Genomic DNA, 13,097 nt, shown 5'->3' with positions numbered 1-13,097 from the left:
CTTGCAAATTTTATGATTTCAAGATCATTTTTTTTTATTCAAAAAGAATTAGTGGAATTTGCAAGAAGCTCTAATTTGTGATGTATAAAAAAGAAAGTTGTTCTATATAGGCTTAATTAAATTATGGTAGTATATAATGTTCTTCAAACTCGGTACGCCATTTACTTTATATACTATTTTTACTATCTTAGTAAAAAATATATTAAAAGATGAAAAAAAATTTGCTCTTTTTTATAAATGTTGTTTTTACATTTATATTTGGTATTAATTCAATCTTTGCACAAGTAGAGAAAGATAAGTTGTTATTTGGTGTTGCTTATTATGATGAATATATGCCTTATGAACGCCTTGATCAGGATATCAAAATGATGAAAGCAGCTGGTATCAATGTTGTTCGTATTGCCGAATCTACTTGGAGTACAATGGAGCCTCAGGAAGGTGTTTTTGACTTCAGTCATATTGATCGTGTGTTGAATGCTATGCATAAAGCTGATATTAGCGTGATAATAGGAACACCTACTTATGCCGTGCCAACTTGGCTTGTTAAAAAATATCCTGATGTTTTAGCGATTACGAATAGGGGACAAAATCAATATGGCCCACGTCAGAATATGGATATCACTAACGTACATTTTAGGGCTTATGCAGAAAAGGCTATTCGAAAAATGCTGGAGCATATTAAAGACCATCCTGCAATTATTGGTTACCAGATTGATAATGAAACCAAATCATACGGCACAAGCGGGCCAAATGTGCAAGCGCAATTTGTTGCTTATATGAAAGAAAGATATCCTTCGCTTGATACATTGAATAAAATATTTGGATTAGATTACTGGAGCAATCGAATTAATAACTGGGATGATTTTCCTTCCGTTAATGGAAGTATTAATGCCAGCCTTAATGCAGAGTTTGCAAAATTTCAACGTTCTCTGGTTACAGATTACCTGGGATGGCAAGCTAAAATTGTACGTGAATACAAAAAACGGGATCAATTTGTTACTCAGAATTTTGATTTTGACTGGTGGGGACACTCCTATGGGATACAACCTGAGGTAGATCATTTTGCGGCTTCCAAAGTACTTGACATTTCTGGCGTTGATATTTATCATCCGTCACAAGATAAACTTACAGGGGTGGAAATTTCTTTTGGAGGGGATGTAGCGCGCTCCATGAAGGGAGGACAGAATTACTTTGTAATTGAAACAGAAGCGCAGGGTTTTCCGCAATGGGTACCTTATCCAAATCAACTGCGATTGCAGGCATTCAGCCATTTGGCATCTGGTGCAGATATGGTTTCTTACTGGCATTGGCATTCGATACATAATTCAGCCGAAACGTACTGGAAAGGATTACTGAGTCATGATTTTGAATCTAACCCAACCTATGAAGAAGCAAAAACCATCGGTGCAGATTTCAAGAAAATTGGTTCCCATTTAGTTCATTTACAAAAGAAAAATGATGTAGCGGTTTTATTTAGTAACGAGGCGCTGACTGCATTTAATTCATTTGGTCCTGGAAGCTACAATGGTGTACTGAGACCAATGTATGATGCTCTTTATAACATGAATGTAGGCGTTGATTTTATTGATCCATCCAGTACTCAAATAGAGAAATATAAGCTAATTGTGGTTCCTGTATTGTATGCAGCTCCAGACAGTCTATTGCTGCGTTTGAATGAGTTTGTTAAAAATGGTGGTCATATTGTTTATACATTTAAAAGTGGCTTTGCCGATGAACATAATAAAGTAAGGACTTTACGTCAGCCCGGTATTATTAGTGAGGCTTGTGGTATCACATACAATGAGTTTACGGTTCCCGAAAAAGTGAGCCTGAAAGATGATCCTTTTCATGTAGGTAAGGAGCAGAACAATGCAGAGAAGTGGATGGAATTGATCGTTCCTACTACTGCAAAGGTTTTGGCATGGTATGAACATCCGGCCTGGGGTATTTATGCAGCAGTCACCCAAAACAACTATGGTAAAGGGTTAGCTACTTATATAGGATTCGGTGCAAGTGCTGCTGTATCGGAAAAAATACTTGAGGGAGCTTTAAAGAATGCAGGACTTTGGGGAAAAGATCAAGCATTGAAATTTCCAATGATTGTTAAATCGGGGATTAATCAACAAGGAAAGGGTATTCATTATTATTTTAACTATTCGGGAGAACCTAAATCATTTACTTATCCTTATTCAAAAGGAAAAATTTTGTTGACAGATGAAAAGATAACAACACAGAGTCAGATTGCTTTACCTGCTTGGGGATTTACAATTATAGAAGAGTTATAAATGTTAATTTTTTACTGCAGATAATAGTTGTTAATTTATTGATTTTGTTTAATTTGTTGTATTAAATATAATTGTAAAGCATTGAAAATTGGTGTAATACATTTGTCAATACGAACTTATATGGTTGATGTGTTTTAGGCTAAATACTTTTATTTTTAAAATTACTATATAAAGTGGCATTATCTGCAATAGAGTAGTAATGCTTTGGAGTGATAATCTGATGATGAAGAAACCAAAAAAGATATAACTATTGTGTCGGGATACTATCATTAATAATTTAAATGGTACTTAAGCTGCACTATTACTCGTGATTTATGCTTAAATTAGCTATCGCTATAACCACATTATTAACTAAATATTTATTATTATGAAAACTCCAGTTCTTTTTTGTTTGCTGTTTGCTTGTATTGGATTCCAAAGTTGTAAAAAAAATGAAAACGAAAAAGTCGTTAAGAGAACCCAAGTTCAGGCAGAAAAACCTGTAAGTGTTCAATGCTATAAAGCGCTATACGAACAAGATACTATTGATTTAAAAATGAGTACTTTAAAGAATGGAAAAATAGCTGGAGATATGGTGATGAGTTTTTTTAATATGCCAAAAAAGATTGGGAAAATCGCCGGAGAATTACGTGGAGATACCATATTTGTGAGCTATACTTTTATTCAAGGGGCTAATGAAAAAGTAACATATAAAAACCCAATGGCATTTCTAAAGAGAGGGGATGAACTTATTTTAGGTAATGGGAAAATACAAACCACTATGGGGGCCTCTTATTTTGTTAAAGGTTCACCTATCGATTTTGAGCGTGTGAAATTTAAATTTAAAACTGTAGACTGTATCGATAAGTGATAACCAAGTTTATTTTGGCTTTTGATAAAGATTTGTTCACTGATCCCTTTTTCTTTGGCGATCCACTTTTGGTAGTCAAGGTTTCCCAAGGATTTCCAGTTGCAATTGGCATTTATTTATATATGGTGGTTTGCCGTATTCGTCTGCCATTTTCAGAAAAACAAATAAATCAATTGTACAAAAAAAATAGCAGATTAATTATAAATTAAAAGGAAAGTAATAGCAATAAAAGAGGAATTACTATCCTACACTGTTAGTAAGTTCTGTAAAATGATTGGAATCTCCCCAAAAGATTTTTTTGATATTGATATATTTCTAGGAGAATAAAAAAGATGCTTCGCGGCATCTTTTTTTATAGGAATTTTTCTAAAATTGAATAGAAGCCGGAATAGATAATTAAAACTATTTTGTATGTTTGCTAAAGAGAAGAAAAAAACTACATTATAGCGCAAAGCCTGCCAAATTTGGGTGTATATGCGCTACAAAGTAGCGAGTATATACTAGTTATGCGTCATTCTAAAAATACCAAGACAAATGTCAAAAGTTACAAGTAAATTAATTGAAATAAAAGAATACAGAGAGACGAGAAATGAAAATCTCGACAATGACTTTATGCTCACAATTACAAGTAATCTTCTTAACAACTTGAGCCACAGAAATAATTTTATTCATAGTCAACTTCTCCGATATAAATCAGAAAAAAAAGAACTTGATAAAAATTTAAGAGTTGCAACAGGTCTCTATATTTGTTCTTTAATAACATGTTGGGAGACATTTTTTCGAGATTTATTCATTTTTATTTCCAATCATGACAGTTCAATAAACCAAAGGTTAGCGACAGAACATAATTCTGAAATTCCACTGAGTTTGACAATTGGGGAATTTTATGCGAGAAAATATAATTTTCAAAACTTGCATCAAACACGTGAGGCATTTGATTATATCCTTCAAAAAGAAACGGCAGAGTTGTCTGAGTACTTCTCAAATGAAGTGTTTAATGGGTTGATTTTTGTTGAATATGCAATGATTTTTAAATGGATACATGAAGGAAATTTAAAGACAAAGATTGATGAGACTCTACATAGTGCTTTTAAAATAAGGCATAGAGTAACCCATGACGCTAACTATTTGATAGAATTTGACCCTGTATTACTATCAGAAATCGAATGTGTTTTTCAAATGATACCTCAGTTTTTCATATCTCACTTCGCAAAAAAATATTCTCAAAAGAGAGTGATGTTCAACAAAGTTGGAAAATATGTTCGAATAACAGATAACCCAATAGAAGATGAAGTACCATATATTTTTAATGTAAAAGATTTTATGGCAAATAATTGGCAAGTAGTGGAATAATAAAGAACGAACGCATAACAGCTACTACAACGGATTTGGGCAATTGGCTTAATGGAAAGATGGTTTTGTATTTGGGATGATTTGGCAAATCCGAAAATAGAGCTTAATTTAGTCCCAAACCCGCTGTAGTACCAGAACGTTATGCGTAACCAGAGAAACAAATGAAAAAAGCCGTCTTCGTAATTCTTCAAATAATTTGCATTGTTGGCTGTTCCAAACAAAATGATTTAGAAGAAAACTTTATAAATAGTGATAATGACTGTTGGGTTATTTATTCCCAAAGTCAACCTAATTATACTTTTTGGAAGTTTAATAAAAATAAAACTTCAGATAATTTGTTGAGAAACGAGAATGGAGATTTAGAAAATTTTAATACCGACGGTGATTTAATAATTGGCCCACAAAAATGGAATGTTAGTTCAGACAGTATACTTACTTGGGGAATGCACAAATATGATGTAATAAATGCCAATAAAAATGTTATTGTGTTAATGGCTGAAGAAAAAGAAACTCACAAACAATTTCACTTATTTCTTATCAGAGAAAATAAACTGACTTTACGAAAAGGAGCATATTACTTTGAGCAGAAGAGATTAAAAAATCAAGAGAAATATATATCGAAATAACTGGCTACGCATAACAGCTACTACAACGGATTTGGGCAATTGGCTTAATGGAAAGTTGGTTTTGTATTTGGAATGTTTTGGCAAATCCGAAAATAGGACTTAATTTAGTCCCAAACCCGCTGTAGTAGCGGGACGTTAGCCGTCAGTATGGCTGTTTCTTGTGTGCAAATCAAAAGATATTGAAAACAAATACGACAATTAACACAGATCTCTAGCTATTTGTAATTTCATTGGAATTATCGTTTTTTAATCGTATTTTCATTTAGCAGAAAATATTCGCTTTTAGAAATTGCAAACTGCTTTCGAAACTTAAAAAAACATAATGGAAAAATACTTAAGACAATTAATTTCAATAGAATTTGACGACAAAAAAGAAATCTTTAATGGTTTTCTTATTGATTGGACTGAAGATTGGATTTTACTGAAAAATAATCCTGTTGATTTTATAATTGATGGTTATACGATATTAAAAAACAAAAATGTAAAGTCAATTATTCAAGACAAGGATCATGAATTCACGGAAAGGGTAATTAAACTTAAAGGTTTAAAAACAAGCGCAGAGGAAATAATTCCGCTTACGGATTTATCTTCAATTATAAATTTTCTAGCTGATAAATATGAGATTTTTCAGATTGCAACAAAGTCAGATAAAGCTGTTTATCTCGGTAAACTGATAGAATTAAATGAGGATGAACTGGTAATAGATTTTTTGGGAACCGAAGGAAAATTTGAAGGAGAAATGAGTTTTAAACAAAACAAAATAAGAGTTATAGAATTTGATACTGATTATATCAATTCCTTGAAACTAATTGTTGATGAAGAAAAGAAAAAGTAATTGGGTACTATTAGAAGCTTATTTTAGGTGGGCTTTCAAAGTAAAAAATGAAATGAAATTCACGGTCTCCAAAAAAATACCAGCCTTAAAACCTGTGTTGAACGAAACCAGGAGGAGTTCAAAAAAAGAACTAATTGTACTTTAAATTAGATAAACATTCTTTACTGCCAATCTTCAAAACACTTTAAATTCTTTCACAGATGATGGGCAAAAAGCTCAGGAATTTGTTTTGTATTTAGAGTTGGGTAAGTAGCAATTATATTTTCATTTTTGGCTTTGGAATATTCAAATGTTATCTGTATCAATGACGCCATCTTAATAATATTAACTAATTTTAGTGTATTGAATATTAGATAATTAAAAAAAAATAAGCCATGGATAATCAAGATTTTACCACAATCCTATTGGTAGACCAAACTCCAGAGGAAGTGTTTAATGCAATCAATAATGTTCGTGCTTGGTGGTCAGAAGAAATTGAAGGCAGTACTGACAAGGTCAATGATGTGTTTACCTATCATTACGAAGACATCCATCGTTGCCAAATAAAATTATTAGAAGTTATCCCAAACGAAAAAGTTGTGTGGCTTGTGATAGAGAACTATTTTAATTTTACTAAAGATAAAAGAGAATGGACAGGAACAAAAATTAGCTTTGAAATTTCTAAAAAGGGTGAGCAAACGCAAATCCGTTTCACTCACCTAGGTTTAGTTCCGGAATATGAATGCTACGATATCTGTCGAGATGCATGGAGCAATTATATACATAATAGTTTACGAAGCCTCATCACTACAGGTAAAGGTCAGCCGAACAGCACCGGCAACCCTAGAACTGCAGACGAAAAGAAACTGTCTGAGGAAGGTAAATATTAAAGAACTGAAAGAGTAAGATTTAAAGAGAAGTACTAACAGCGCTTCAAAGTCATGGACAAAAAATTTGGTTGTCAGTTGCATTATGGCTCTAAAATCTGAATCAGTTCCAAAAATAAAAAAACAACCTCGCTTAAGCCTTTTTCAGGTGAGGTTGTTTTTGAAAAGAAATATTTTTTTTTTAATGTTTCTGCAGAGATGTTTCTATACTCTTAGTTTTTCTATCTCCAAAGTGATTTATATATTCTCTTTCCTGCTGCTTGTTTTTTGCGGTAGTTTCTTATTTCTCTGGTTCCAAATGCGTACTTACTGCAATTCTGTTCCATGCATTTATGGTTACGATTGCCATTATAATTTGGGCGATGAAACTTTTGTCAAAAAATTGTTCCGCTTTTTTATACGTTTCATTAGATAAACCTTTATCATGAATCAAGGTGATTTCTTCGGTAATTGATAAAATCAACTTTTCTTCTTCCGAAAATAAATCGGTTTCACGCCACGCATTCAGTAAAAAAATACGTTGATTGGTCTCTCCGTTTTTTAGAGCGTCTTTTGTGTGCATATCAATGCAAAAGGCACATCCATTGATTTGTGAAGCACGAATCTTGATTAATTCTTTGTGCGTTTTCGATAATTGAGTTGTTGCTAAATAACCTTCCAATGCATACATTGCTTTATACGCCTGAGGTTCTACTTCATTGATGTTTATTCTCTTTTCCATTTTTATGTTATTTAATTTAACAGAACAAAATTCTGAAACAAAAAGCGGAAAAAACTTAAACTGGTTTAAGAACGGTTTTTATTCCTGATTTCACTTAAATATTCCGGAGTAAAACCTAAAAAAGAAGCAATTAAATATTGTGGAATCCGTTGCACAAACTCAGGTTGCATTCTGCATAGATGATCGTAGAATTCTTCTTTAGAAAAGTCGTACAAGTATTTTATCCTCATTTGTGAGGCTGCAAAGGCCCGTTGATAGATAAATCTAAAATAACGTTCCATTTTCGGAAACTCGACCAATAATCTCTCCTGTGAATAACTGTCAATGGTTAAAATTTCTGAATTCTCTACAGCCTGAATGTAAAATTCCGACGGCAGTCTACGCTCATAAGCAAAGTTGTCTGTAATCCACCAGTTTTCTATAGCAAATTCAGTAGTTTGTTCAACGCCTTTATTATTTATAAAAAATTTCCTTAAACAACCGTTAAGAACAAAATAATGCGATTTACAAATCTGTCCTTCAACAAGCAGATTTTCTTTCTTTCGAACATTTATAATCTGGAAAAATCCCAAAATATCAGAAAGTTCCCTATCATTTATTTCAATAAATTTTTCTAAATGAATCTTAAATATTTCAGACATCTTTTTCAGGATTTAAAAATTACTGCCAGCGTCCTGCCGGATTTGTGATGGGTGCGGATTTTTTTATTGCTTTAATTTGTTTATCGCTAAGCCAAATATGCAAAAAATAAGTTTTAGTTTACCTCTAAAGTTGAACTCCGATTTCCTTTGATTAAATTTAGTGTTTTTTTACCGGCTTCGCAAAGTGTTACTTAAAAACAAGAGCAGTATTAAAAGTCGGAAGTGTTCTGCGAGGTTTCCCAGCTTCGAGACATAGAGACACTTCTTAGATGTTGGGCTTTTCAGGGCTTTTTTATACATTTATTTTTGCCAGTATTAATTGAAACTCTTTTTTAAAAAGCATTATTATTGTAGTTAAATTCAACTATATTTACTTCTCAATTCATAAAAAAACAGATTTTTATAGAGGTTTTATCCCTACACTTAGGGAGAACTAAAGTTACCAGCCATTCTTGCACATCAAAAAAATGAAAGAATATTTTACTTTACAATTTAGGATGCTAAACAGGCAATTAACAGAATGGGGGATTGAACCTATAATTGGATATTTAGTTGGTGTTTTTGCGTTTATCGGTCTGTCAATTAAATTATTTGATGAAACTCAATATGCTGAATACATTTATGTCGCATTGAGTTTGAGTTTGACCATAAAACTGAATGAAGTAAATAGAAATGAATTTTTGAAACTTTGTTATTCAAAAGTTGAATATATTAAATTAAGACTAATTGAAAACTTAATTATTTCCATACCTTTTATTATTTTTTTGATTTATAAAGAAAAGTATTTGTTTTCTTTTTTACTTTTAATTTCGATTTGCCTTTTAACGGTAGTTGATTTAAAAAACAAATCAAACTTTGCATTACCAACACCTTTTTATAAACATCCTTTTGAGTTTATTGTTGGTTTTAGAACAAACTATTTGCTCTATTTCTTTGCCTACTTTCTGATATTTATGTCAATAAGTGTTGGGAATTTCAATTTGGGAATTTTTTCGCTGATTCTTGCTTTACTTTCTTGCCTTAATTATTATACAAATTCAGAAGATGAGTATTATGTTTGGATATTTTCATTGACTCCAAAAGAATTTATTAAGTACAAATTAAAAAACATTGTACTTTATTCAACAATTTTAAGTTTGCCCATAATAATAAGTTTATCGATATTTTTTTATATAAAAATTGATATAATATTGGGTATTCAATGTTTGGGATATTTGTTTATTTTCACAACAATGTTAGCGAAATATTCTGTGTTTCCGGAAAAATTAAATATTAGATTTGGGATTGTATTTGCTTTAACTTTATGGTTTCCACCGCTGTTATTACTAATTATTCCCTACTTGTACATTCAGTCAACAAAAAAACTAAAAGAAATATTGTAATGATTAGTATTGAAAACTTGTCTAAATCTTACGGAGCAAAAAAAGTATTAGATAACATTCACTTAAACCTTGAAAAAGGTAAAGTTTATGGAATTGTTGGTGAAAATGGATCTGGAAAAACAACTTTATTTAAATGTATTTCAGGTTTAGAGAAACATCAAGGTACTATCATTTGTGAATATGGAAAAACAAAAGATTTTCTTGGTTATCTTCAAACCGAACCTTATTTTTTTTCAAAAATAACAGGTAATGAATATCTTAAACTATTATGTAATGCCAGAAATATAGAATATTCAGATTTGAAAGAAAAGAATATTTTTGATTTGCCATTAAATGAATATGCCATTAAATATTCAACAGGAATGAAAAAAAAGCTTGCATTTACAGCTATACTAATTCAAGAAAATAAATTATTTATTTTAGACGAACCTTTTAATGGTGTTGACATTCAAAGTAATATTATAATTACGGAAATAATTCATAAATTAAAAGAAATGGGGAAAACAATACTCATTTCTTCACATATCTTTTCCACATTAAACGACACTTGCGACGAAATTTTTTTACTAAAAAATGGAAACATTATTAAGCAAGTATTTAAAAATGAGTTTGGTCTTTTAGAAAGAGAAATGAAAGAATTTTCTATTGGAAATAAAATAGAGAAATTAAACCTTAAATAAAAAACGTCTGGTAACATAAATAAAATTAATGAGTTAAACCTTTGTTGAATGGAGCCAAGAATTAGTTTACACGAGAAATAACTGTAGTTAGAATCAACTATTATACTTTCTAATTAACCAAATCAAATATGACTAGAGGTTTTAAGGAGAATTGAGGTGGGTAATAATTTAAAAAAATGACATAATGAAACTTAATCTTTATCAAATTGATGCATTTACAGACAAGATTTTTGGCGGAAATCCAGCTTGTGTCGTACCTCTTGACAACTGGCTAACAGACGACATCTTATTGAAAATAGCGAAAGAGAACGCGGTTGCAGAAACAGCTTTCTTCGTAGACAAGGGAGACAAAATTCATTTACGTTGGTTTACACCTGAAATTGAAATGGATTTGTGTGGTCATGCTACTCTTGCAACAGCCCATTGTTTAAATACCATTCTTGATTACAAAAGAAACAAGATTGTTTTTGAAACGTTAAGCGGTGATTTAACAGTACTTACAGAAAACGATTTTTATTATTTGGACTTTCCATCTAGAATGCCAAAAGAAAGCAACTTACCTGAAATTATAGCCAAATCATTAAATATTCAGCCAAAAGAAGTTTTAAAATCCAGGGACTATCTTTTGGTTTATGAAAATGAAACAGAAGTTAGGAACATTAAAATTGACCGACAGTTATTTGACCAAATCAATCTTAACCCTGGTGGAGTAATAGTAACAGCAATTGGTGACAATTGTGATTTCGTTTCAAGGTTTTTTACGCCGCAAGCATCAATTTTAGAAGACCCAGTAACAGGCTCTGCTCATTGCTCTTTAATTCCATTTTGGGCCGCAAGACTTAATAAAAAGGAACTTTATGCACTTCAGGTTTCTGACAGAATTGGAAAACTTTTTTGCGAAGAAAAAGGCGATAGGGTGCTAATTAGTGGTCAGGCAAAAACGTATTCAATTGGCCACATGTGGACAGAATAAAACTACTGCCAAAAACAAGAAATCAAAGAAGGCTCTTTAGAAATTCGGAAAAGATATCACGAATTGGAACGAACATATCACGGCAATGAATGGTCAGTTGAAGACGACGACGGCCAGTGCGAACTATAACTTTTACATCACGATATTAATTTTGTCTAACTGAAAAACTGTAACTTTTGCCATGACGAATAAACGAAAATCACCAATTGAAATTAGCAGCGATGAGTTCAAAAAAATTGGATATAAATTAGTAGATGATATTTCAAATTTTATTGAAACCATAAATGAAAAACCTGTTACAACCGGAGAAACTCCCAAACAAATACAACAGCTATTAGGGAACGCTTCTTTACCAGAAAATGGAACAAATATCTCTGAATTAATTGCTAAATCTTCTGACTTGCTAATGCAACATTCGTTGTTAAACGGACATCCAAAATTCTTCGGATACATAACATCATCTCCAACACCAATCGGTGCTCTAGCAGATTTTTTAGCTGCTGCCGTTAATCCCAATGTTGGGGCAAACATTTTAAGTCCGATGGCAACAGCCATTGAAAAACAAACTGTAAAATGGCTAACCGAATTTATTGGTGCTCCTCCTTCCTTTGGAGGAATATTAGTTAGTGGTGGTAACATGGCTAACTTCACTGCCTTCTTAGCTGCCAGAACTGCCAAAGCGCCTACAAGTTTGAAGGAAGATGGTTTAATGCCTCTTAATGGAGAAATGGTTTTCTATTGCTCAAAAGCAACTCACACCTGGATTGAAAAGGCAGCTGTTTTATTTGGGCATGGCACAAAAGCTATAAGATGGATACCTACCGATGCGGAAAATAAAATGAATACGGAAATATTATCACAAACAATTAGCGACGATTTAAAGAATGGAAAAAAACCTTTTCTTGTAATTGGAAATGCAGGGGATGTCAGCACCGGTGTAGTGGATAATCTTACAGCAATAGCAAGCATTTGCAAGGAACATAATTTGTGGTTTCATATTGACGGTGCTTATGGAATTCCTGCAGCAGTAATTCCAAAATACAAAAAATTATTTGAAGGAATTCAAGAAGCTGATTCCATCGCGCTTGATCCTCACAAATGGCTATATGCACCTCTCGAAGCAGGCTGTACTTTAGTTAAAAACCCACAACATCTTATTGATACCTATAGTTCACATCCTGCTTATTACAATTTTAGTAACCACGAGGATGAGCCGTCGCTCAACTATTACGAATTTGGCTTCCAGAATTCAAGAGGGTTTAGAGCATTAAAAGTCTGGATGGCATTGCAACAAGTTGGTAAGAAAGGATATATCGAAATGATTGACAAAGACATTGATCTTTCGCAGATGTTATTTGCGCAAGCAAAAATACATCCCGAACTCGAAGCAGTAACTCAAAATTTAAGTATCACCACATTGCGTTTTGTTCCCTCAGATTATTCGCAACTAGAGAAAGAAAGTCATGAATATCTGAACAGATTGAATGAAAATTTACTAAACAAGTTGCAGGAAGCAGGAGAGGTATTTTTGTCGAATGCTGTAGTAGAGGACAAATACTGTTTAAGGGCATGTATCGTAAATTTCAGAACTTCTGAAAAAGACATTCAGGAAGTTATCGAAATTATAGTAAGAGAGGGACGAAAAGTTCACGAAACTCTTCAAGGAAAATAAAAATTTTAGCTGCAAACTTATGCATTAACTAAACACTTCTCAATTCCGTAGTGAAATTGGGAGTATTAGTATTTGGTCAATTTTTTTATCTGATGATTTAGAGTTTAAGAGAAATTATTTTTAGGATAGTGCTTGAGAGAATAGGGAAGAAATAGATAATTCCCGTTAGAGATAAAATAAAAAATCCTGAGAGCTGTTTTTTTTGAATAAGAT

The 13,097-nt window shown here is 32.2% G+C and carries 12 protein-coding genes; 10 read left to right on the top strand and 2 right to left on the bottom strand.

The features are described from left to right. Positions 1-209: 209 nt before the first annotated feature. The 6 genes from ABEB23_RS05440 to ABEB23_RS05415 all read left to right on the top strand — a co-directional run bounded on the left by ABEB23_RS05440 (position 210) and on the right by ABEB23_RS05415 (position 6,818). Positions 210-2,285 (top strand): beta-galactosidase, encoded by a 2,076-nt coding sequence (locus ABEB23_RS05440; protein WP_348811416.1) that lies wholly within the window; start codon positions 210-212, stop codon positions 2,283-2,285. 367 nt (positions 2,286-2,652) lie between these two features. Next, complete coding sequence (locus tag ABEB23_RS05435; RefSeq protein ID WP_348811415.1) at positions 2,653-3,135, top strand: hypothetical protein; 483 nt, start codon at positions 2,653-2,655, stop codon at positions 3,133-3,135. A gap of 534 nt (positions 3,136-3,669) precedes the next feature. Then, on the top strand, positions 3,670-4,488 hold the full coding sequence (locus ABEB23_RS05430) for a hypothetical protein (RefSeq protein WP_348811414.1): 819 nt from the start codon (positions 3,670-3,672) through the stop codon (positions 4,486-4,488). A gap of 161 nt (positions 4,489-4,649) precedes the next feature. Further along, on the top strand, positions 4,650-5,114 hold the full coding sequence (locus ABEB23_RS05425; RefSeq protein ID WP_348811413.1) for a hypothetical protein: 465 nt from the start codon (positions 4,650-4,652) through the stop codon (positions 5,112-5,114). A 322-nt stretch (positions 5,115-5,436) separates the two neighbouring features. Then, positions 5,437-5,949 (top strand): hypothetical protein, encoded by a 513-nt coding sequence (locus ABEB23_RS05420; protein ID WP_348811412.1) that lies wholly within the window; start codon positions 5,437-5,439, stop codon positions 5,947-5,949. A 374-nt stretch (positions 5,950-6,323) separates the two neighbouring features. Next, a complete protein-coding gene (locus tag ABEB23_RS05415) occupies positions 6,324-6,818 on the top strand; it encodes an SRPBCC family protein (RefSeq protein ID WP_348811411.1) in 495 nt (164 codons plus the stop codon). A gap of 277 nt (positions 6,819-7,095) precedes the next feature. On the opposite strand, the gene ABEB23_RS05410 is transcribed toward ABEB23_RS05415, so the two are convergent. Together ABEB23_RS05410 and ABEB23_RS05405 are read right to left on the bottom strand one after the other, a co-directional pair. After that, entirely contained in the window at positions 7,096-7,536 is a 441-nt protein-coding gene (locus tag ABEB23_RS05410) for a carboxymuconolactone decarboxylase family protein (RefSeq protein WP_348811410.1), read from the bottom strand. A 65-nt stretch (positions 7,537-7,601) separates the two neighbouring features. Then, positions 7,602-8,177: a Crp/Fnr family transcriptional regulator gene (locus ABEB23_RS05405; protein WP_348811409.1), complete on the bottom strand. Its 576-nt coding sequence runs from the start codon at positions 8,175-8,177 to the stop codon at positions 7,602-7,604. A 467-nt stretch (positions 8,178-8,644) separates the two neighbouring features. Between ABEB23_RS05405 and ABEB23_RS05400 the strand changes: the two genes are divergently transcribed. From ABEB23_RS05400 to ABEB23_RS05385, 4 genes are all read left to right on the top strand, one after another. Continuing rightward, positions 8,645-9,559 (top strand): ABC transporter permease, encoded by a 915-nt coding sequence (locus ABEB23_RS05400; RefSeq protein ID WP_348811408.1) that lies wholly within the window; start codon positions 8,645-8,647, stop codon positions 9,557-9,559. Beyond that, positions 9,559-10,239, top strand: coding sequence for an ABC transporter ATP-binding protein (locus tag ABEB23_RS05395; RefSeq protein ID WP_348811407.1), 681 nt, complete (start codon positions 9,559-9,561; stop codon positions 10,237-10,239). Before ABEB23_RS05400 ends, ABEB23_RS05395 begins: the two co-directional genes overlap by 1 nt. Before the next feature lie 184 nt (positions 10,240-10,423). After that, positions 10,424-11,212 (top strand): PhzF family phenazine biosynthesis protein, encoded by a 789-nt coding sequence (locus tag ABEB23_RS05390; RefSeq protein ID WP_348811405.1) that lies wholly within the window; start codon positions 10,424-10,426, stop codon positions 11,210-11,212. Between the two features lie 181 nt (positions 11,213-11,393). Continuing rightward, on the top strand, positions 11,394-12,884 hold the full coding sequence (locus tag ABEB23_RS05385; protein WP_348811404.1) for a pyridoxal phosphate-dependent decarboxylase family protein: 1,491 nt from the start codon (positions 11,394-11,396) through the stop codon (positions 12,882-12,884). Positions 12,885-13,097 lie beyond the last annotated feature (213 nt).

The sequence above is a fragment of the Flavobacterium maritimum genome, from assembly GCF_040049085.1.
GTDB classification, from domain to species: domain Bacteria; phylum Bacteroidota; class Bacteroidia; order Flavobacteriales; family Flavobacteriaceae; genus Flavobacterium; species Flavobacterium maritimum.
Note: the sequence above shows the minus strand (reverse complement) of the source record. Positions and strands in the feature narration are given on the sequence as shown.

Excerpts from the sequence above, each read along its gene's own strand:
- ABEB23_RS05440 (WP_348811416.1), top strand. The coding sequence starts at position 210 with ATGAAAAAAAATTTGCTCTTTTTTATAAATGTTGTTTTTACATTTATA.
- ABEB23_RS05435 (WP_348811415.1), top strand. The coding sequence starts at position 2,653 with ATGAAAACTCCAGTTCTTTTTTGTTTGCTGTTTGCTTGTATTGGATTC.
- ABEB23_RS05430 (WP_348811414.1), top strand. The coding sequence starts at position 3,670 with ATGTCAAAAGTTACAAGTAAATTAATTGAAATAAAAGAATACAGAGAG.
- ABEB23_RS05425 (WP_348811413.1), top strand. The coding sequence starts at position 4,650 with ATGAAAAAAGCCGTCTTCGTAATTCTTCAAATAATTTGCATTGTTGGC.
- ABEB23_RS05420 (WP_348811412.1), top strand. The coding sequence starts at position 5,437 with ATGGAAAAATACTTAAGACAATTAATTTCAATAGAATTTGACGACAAA.
- ABEB23_RS05415 (WP_348811411.1), top strand. The coding sequence starts at position 6,324 with ATGGATAATCAAGATTTTACCACAATCCTATTGGTAGACCAAACTCCA.
- ABEB23_RS05410 (WP_348811410.1), bottom strand. The coding sequence starts at position 7,536 with ATGGAAAAGAGAATAAACATCAATGAAGTAGAACCTCAGGCGTATAAA.
- ABEB23_RS05405 (WP_348811409.1), bottom strand. The coding sequence starts at position 8,177 with ATGTCTGAAATATTTAAGATTCATTTAGAAAAATTTATTGAAATAAAT.
- ABEB23_RS05400 (WP_348811408.1), top strand. The coding sequence starts at position 8,645 with ATGAAAGAATATTTTACTTTACAATTTAGGATGCTAAACAGGCAATTA.
- ABEB23_RS05395 (WP_348811407.1), top strand. The coding sequence starts at position 9,559 with ATGATTAGTATTGAAAACTTGTCTAAATCTTACGGAGCAAAAAAAGTA.
- ABEB23_RS05390 (WP_348811405.1), top strand. The coding sequence starts at position 10,424 with ATGAAACTTAATCTTTATCAAATTGATGCATTTACAGACAAGATTTTT.
- ABEB23_RS05385 (WP_348811404.1), top strand. The coding sequence starts at position 11,394 with ATGACGAATAAACGAAAATCACCAATTGAAATTAGCAGCGATGAGTTC.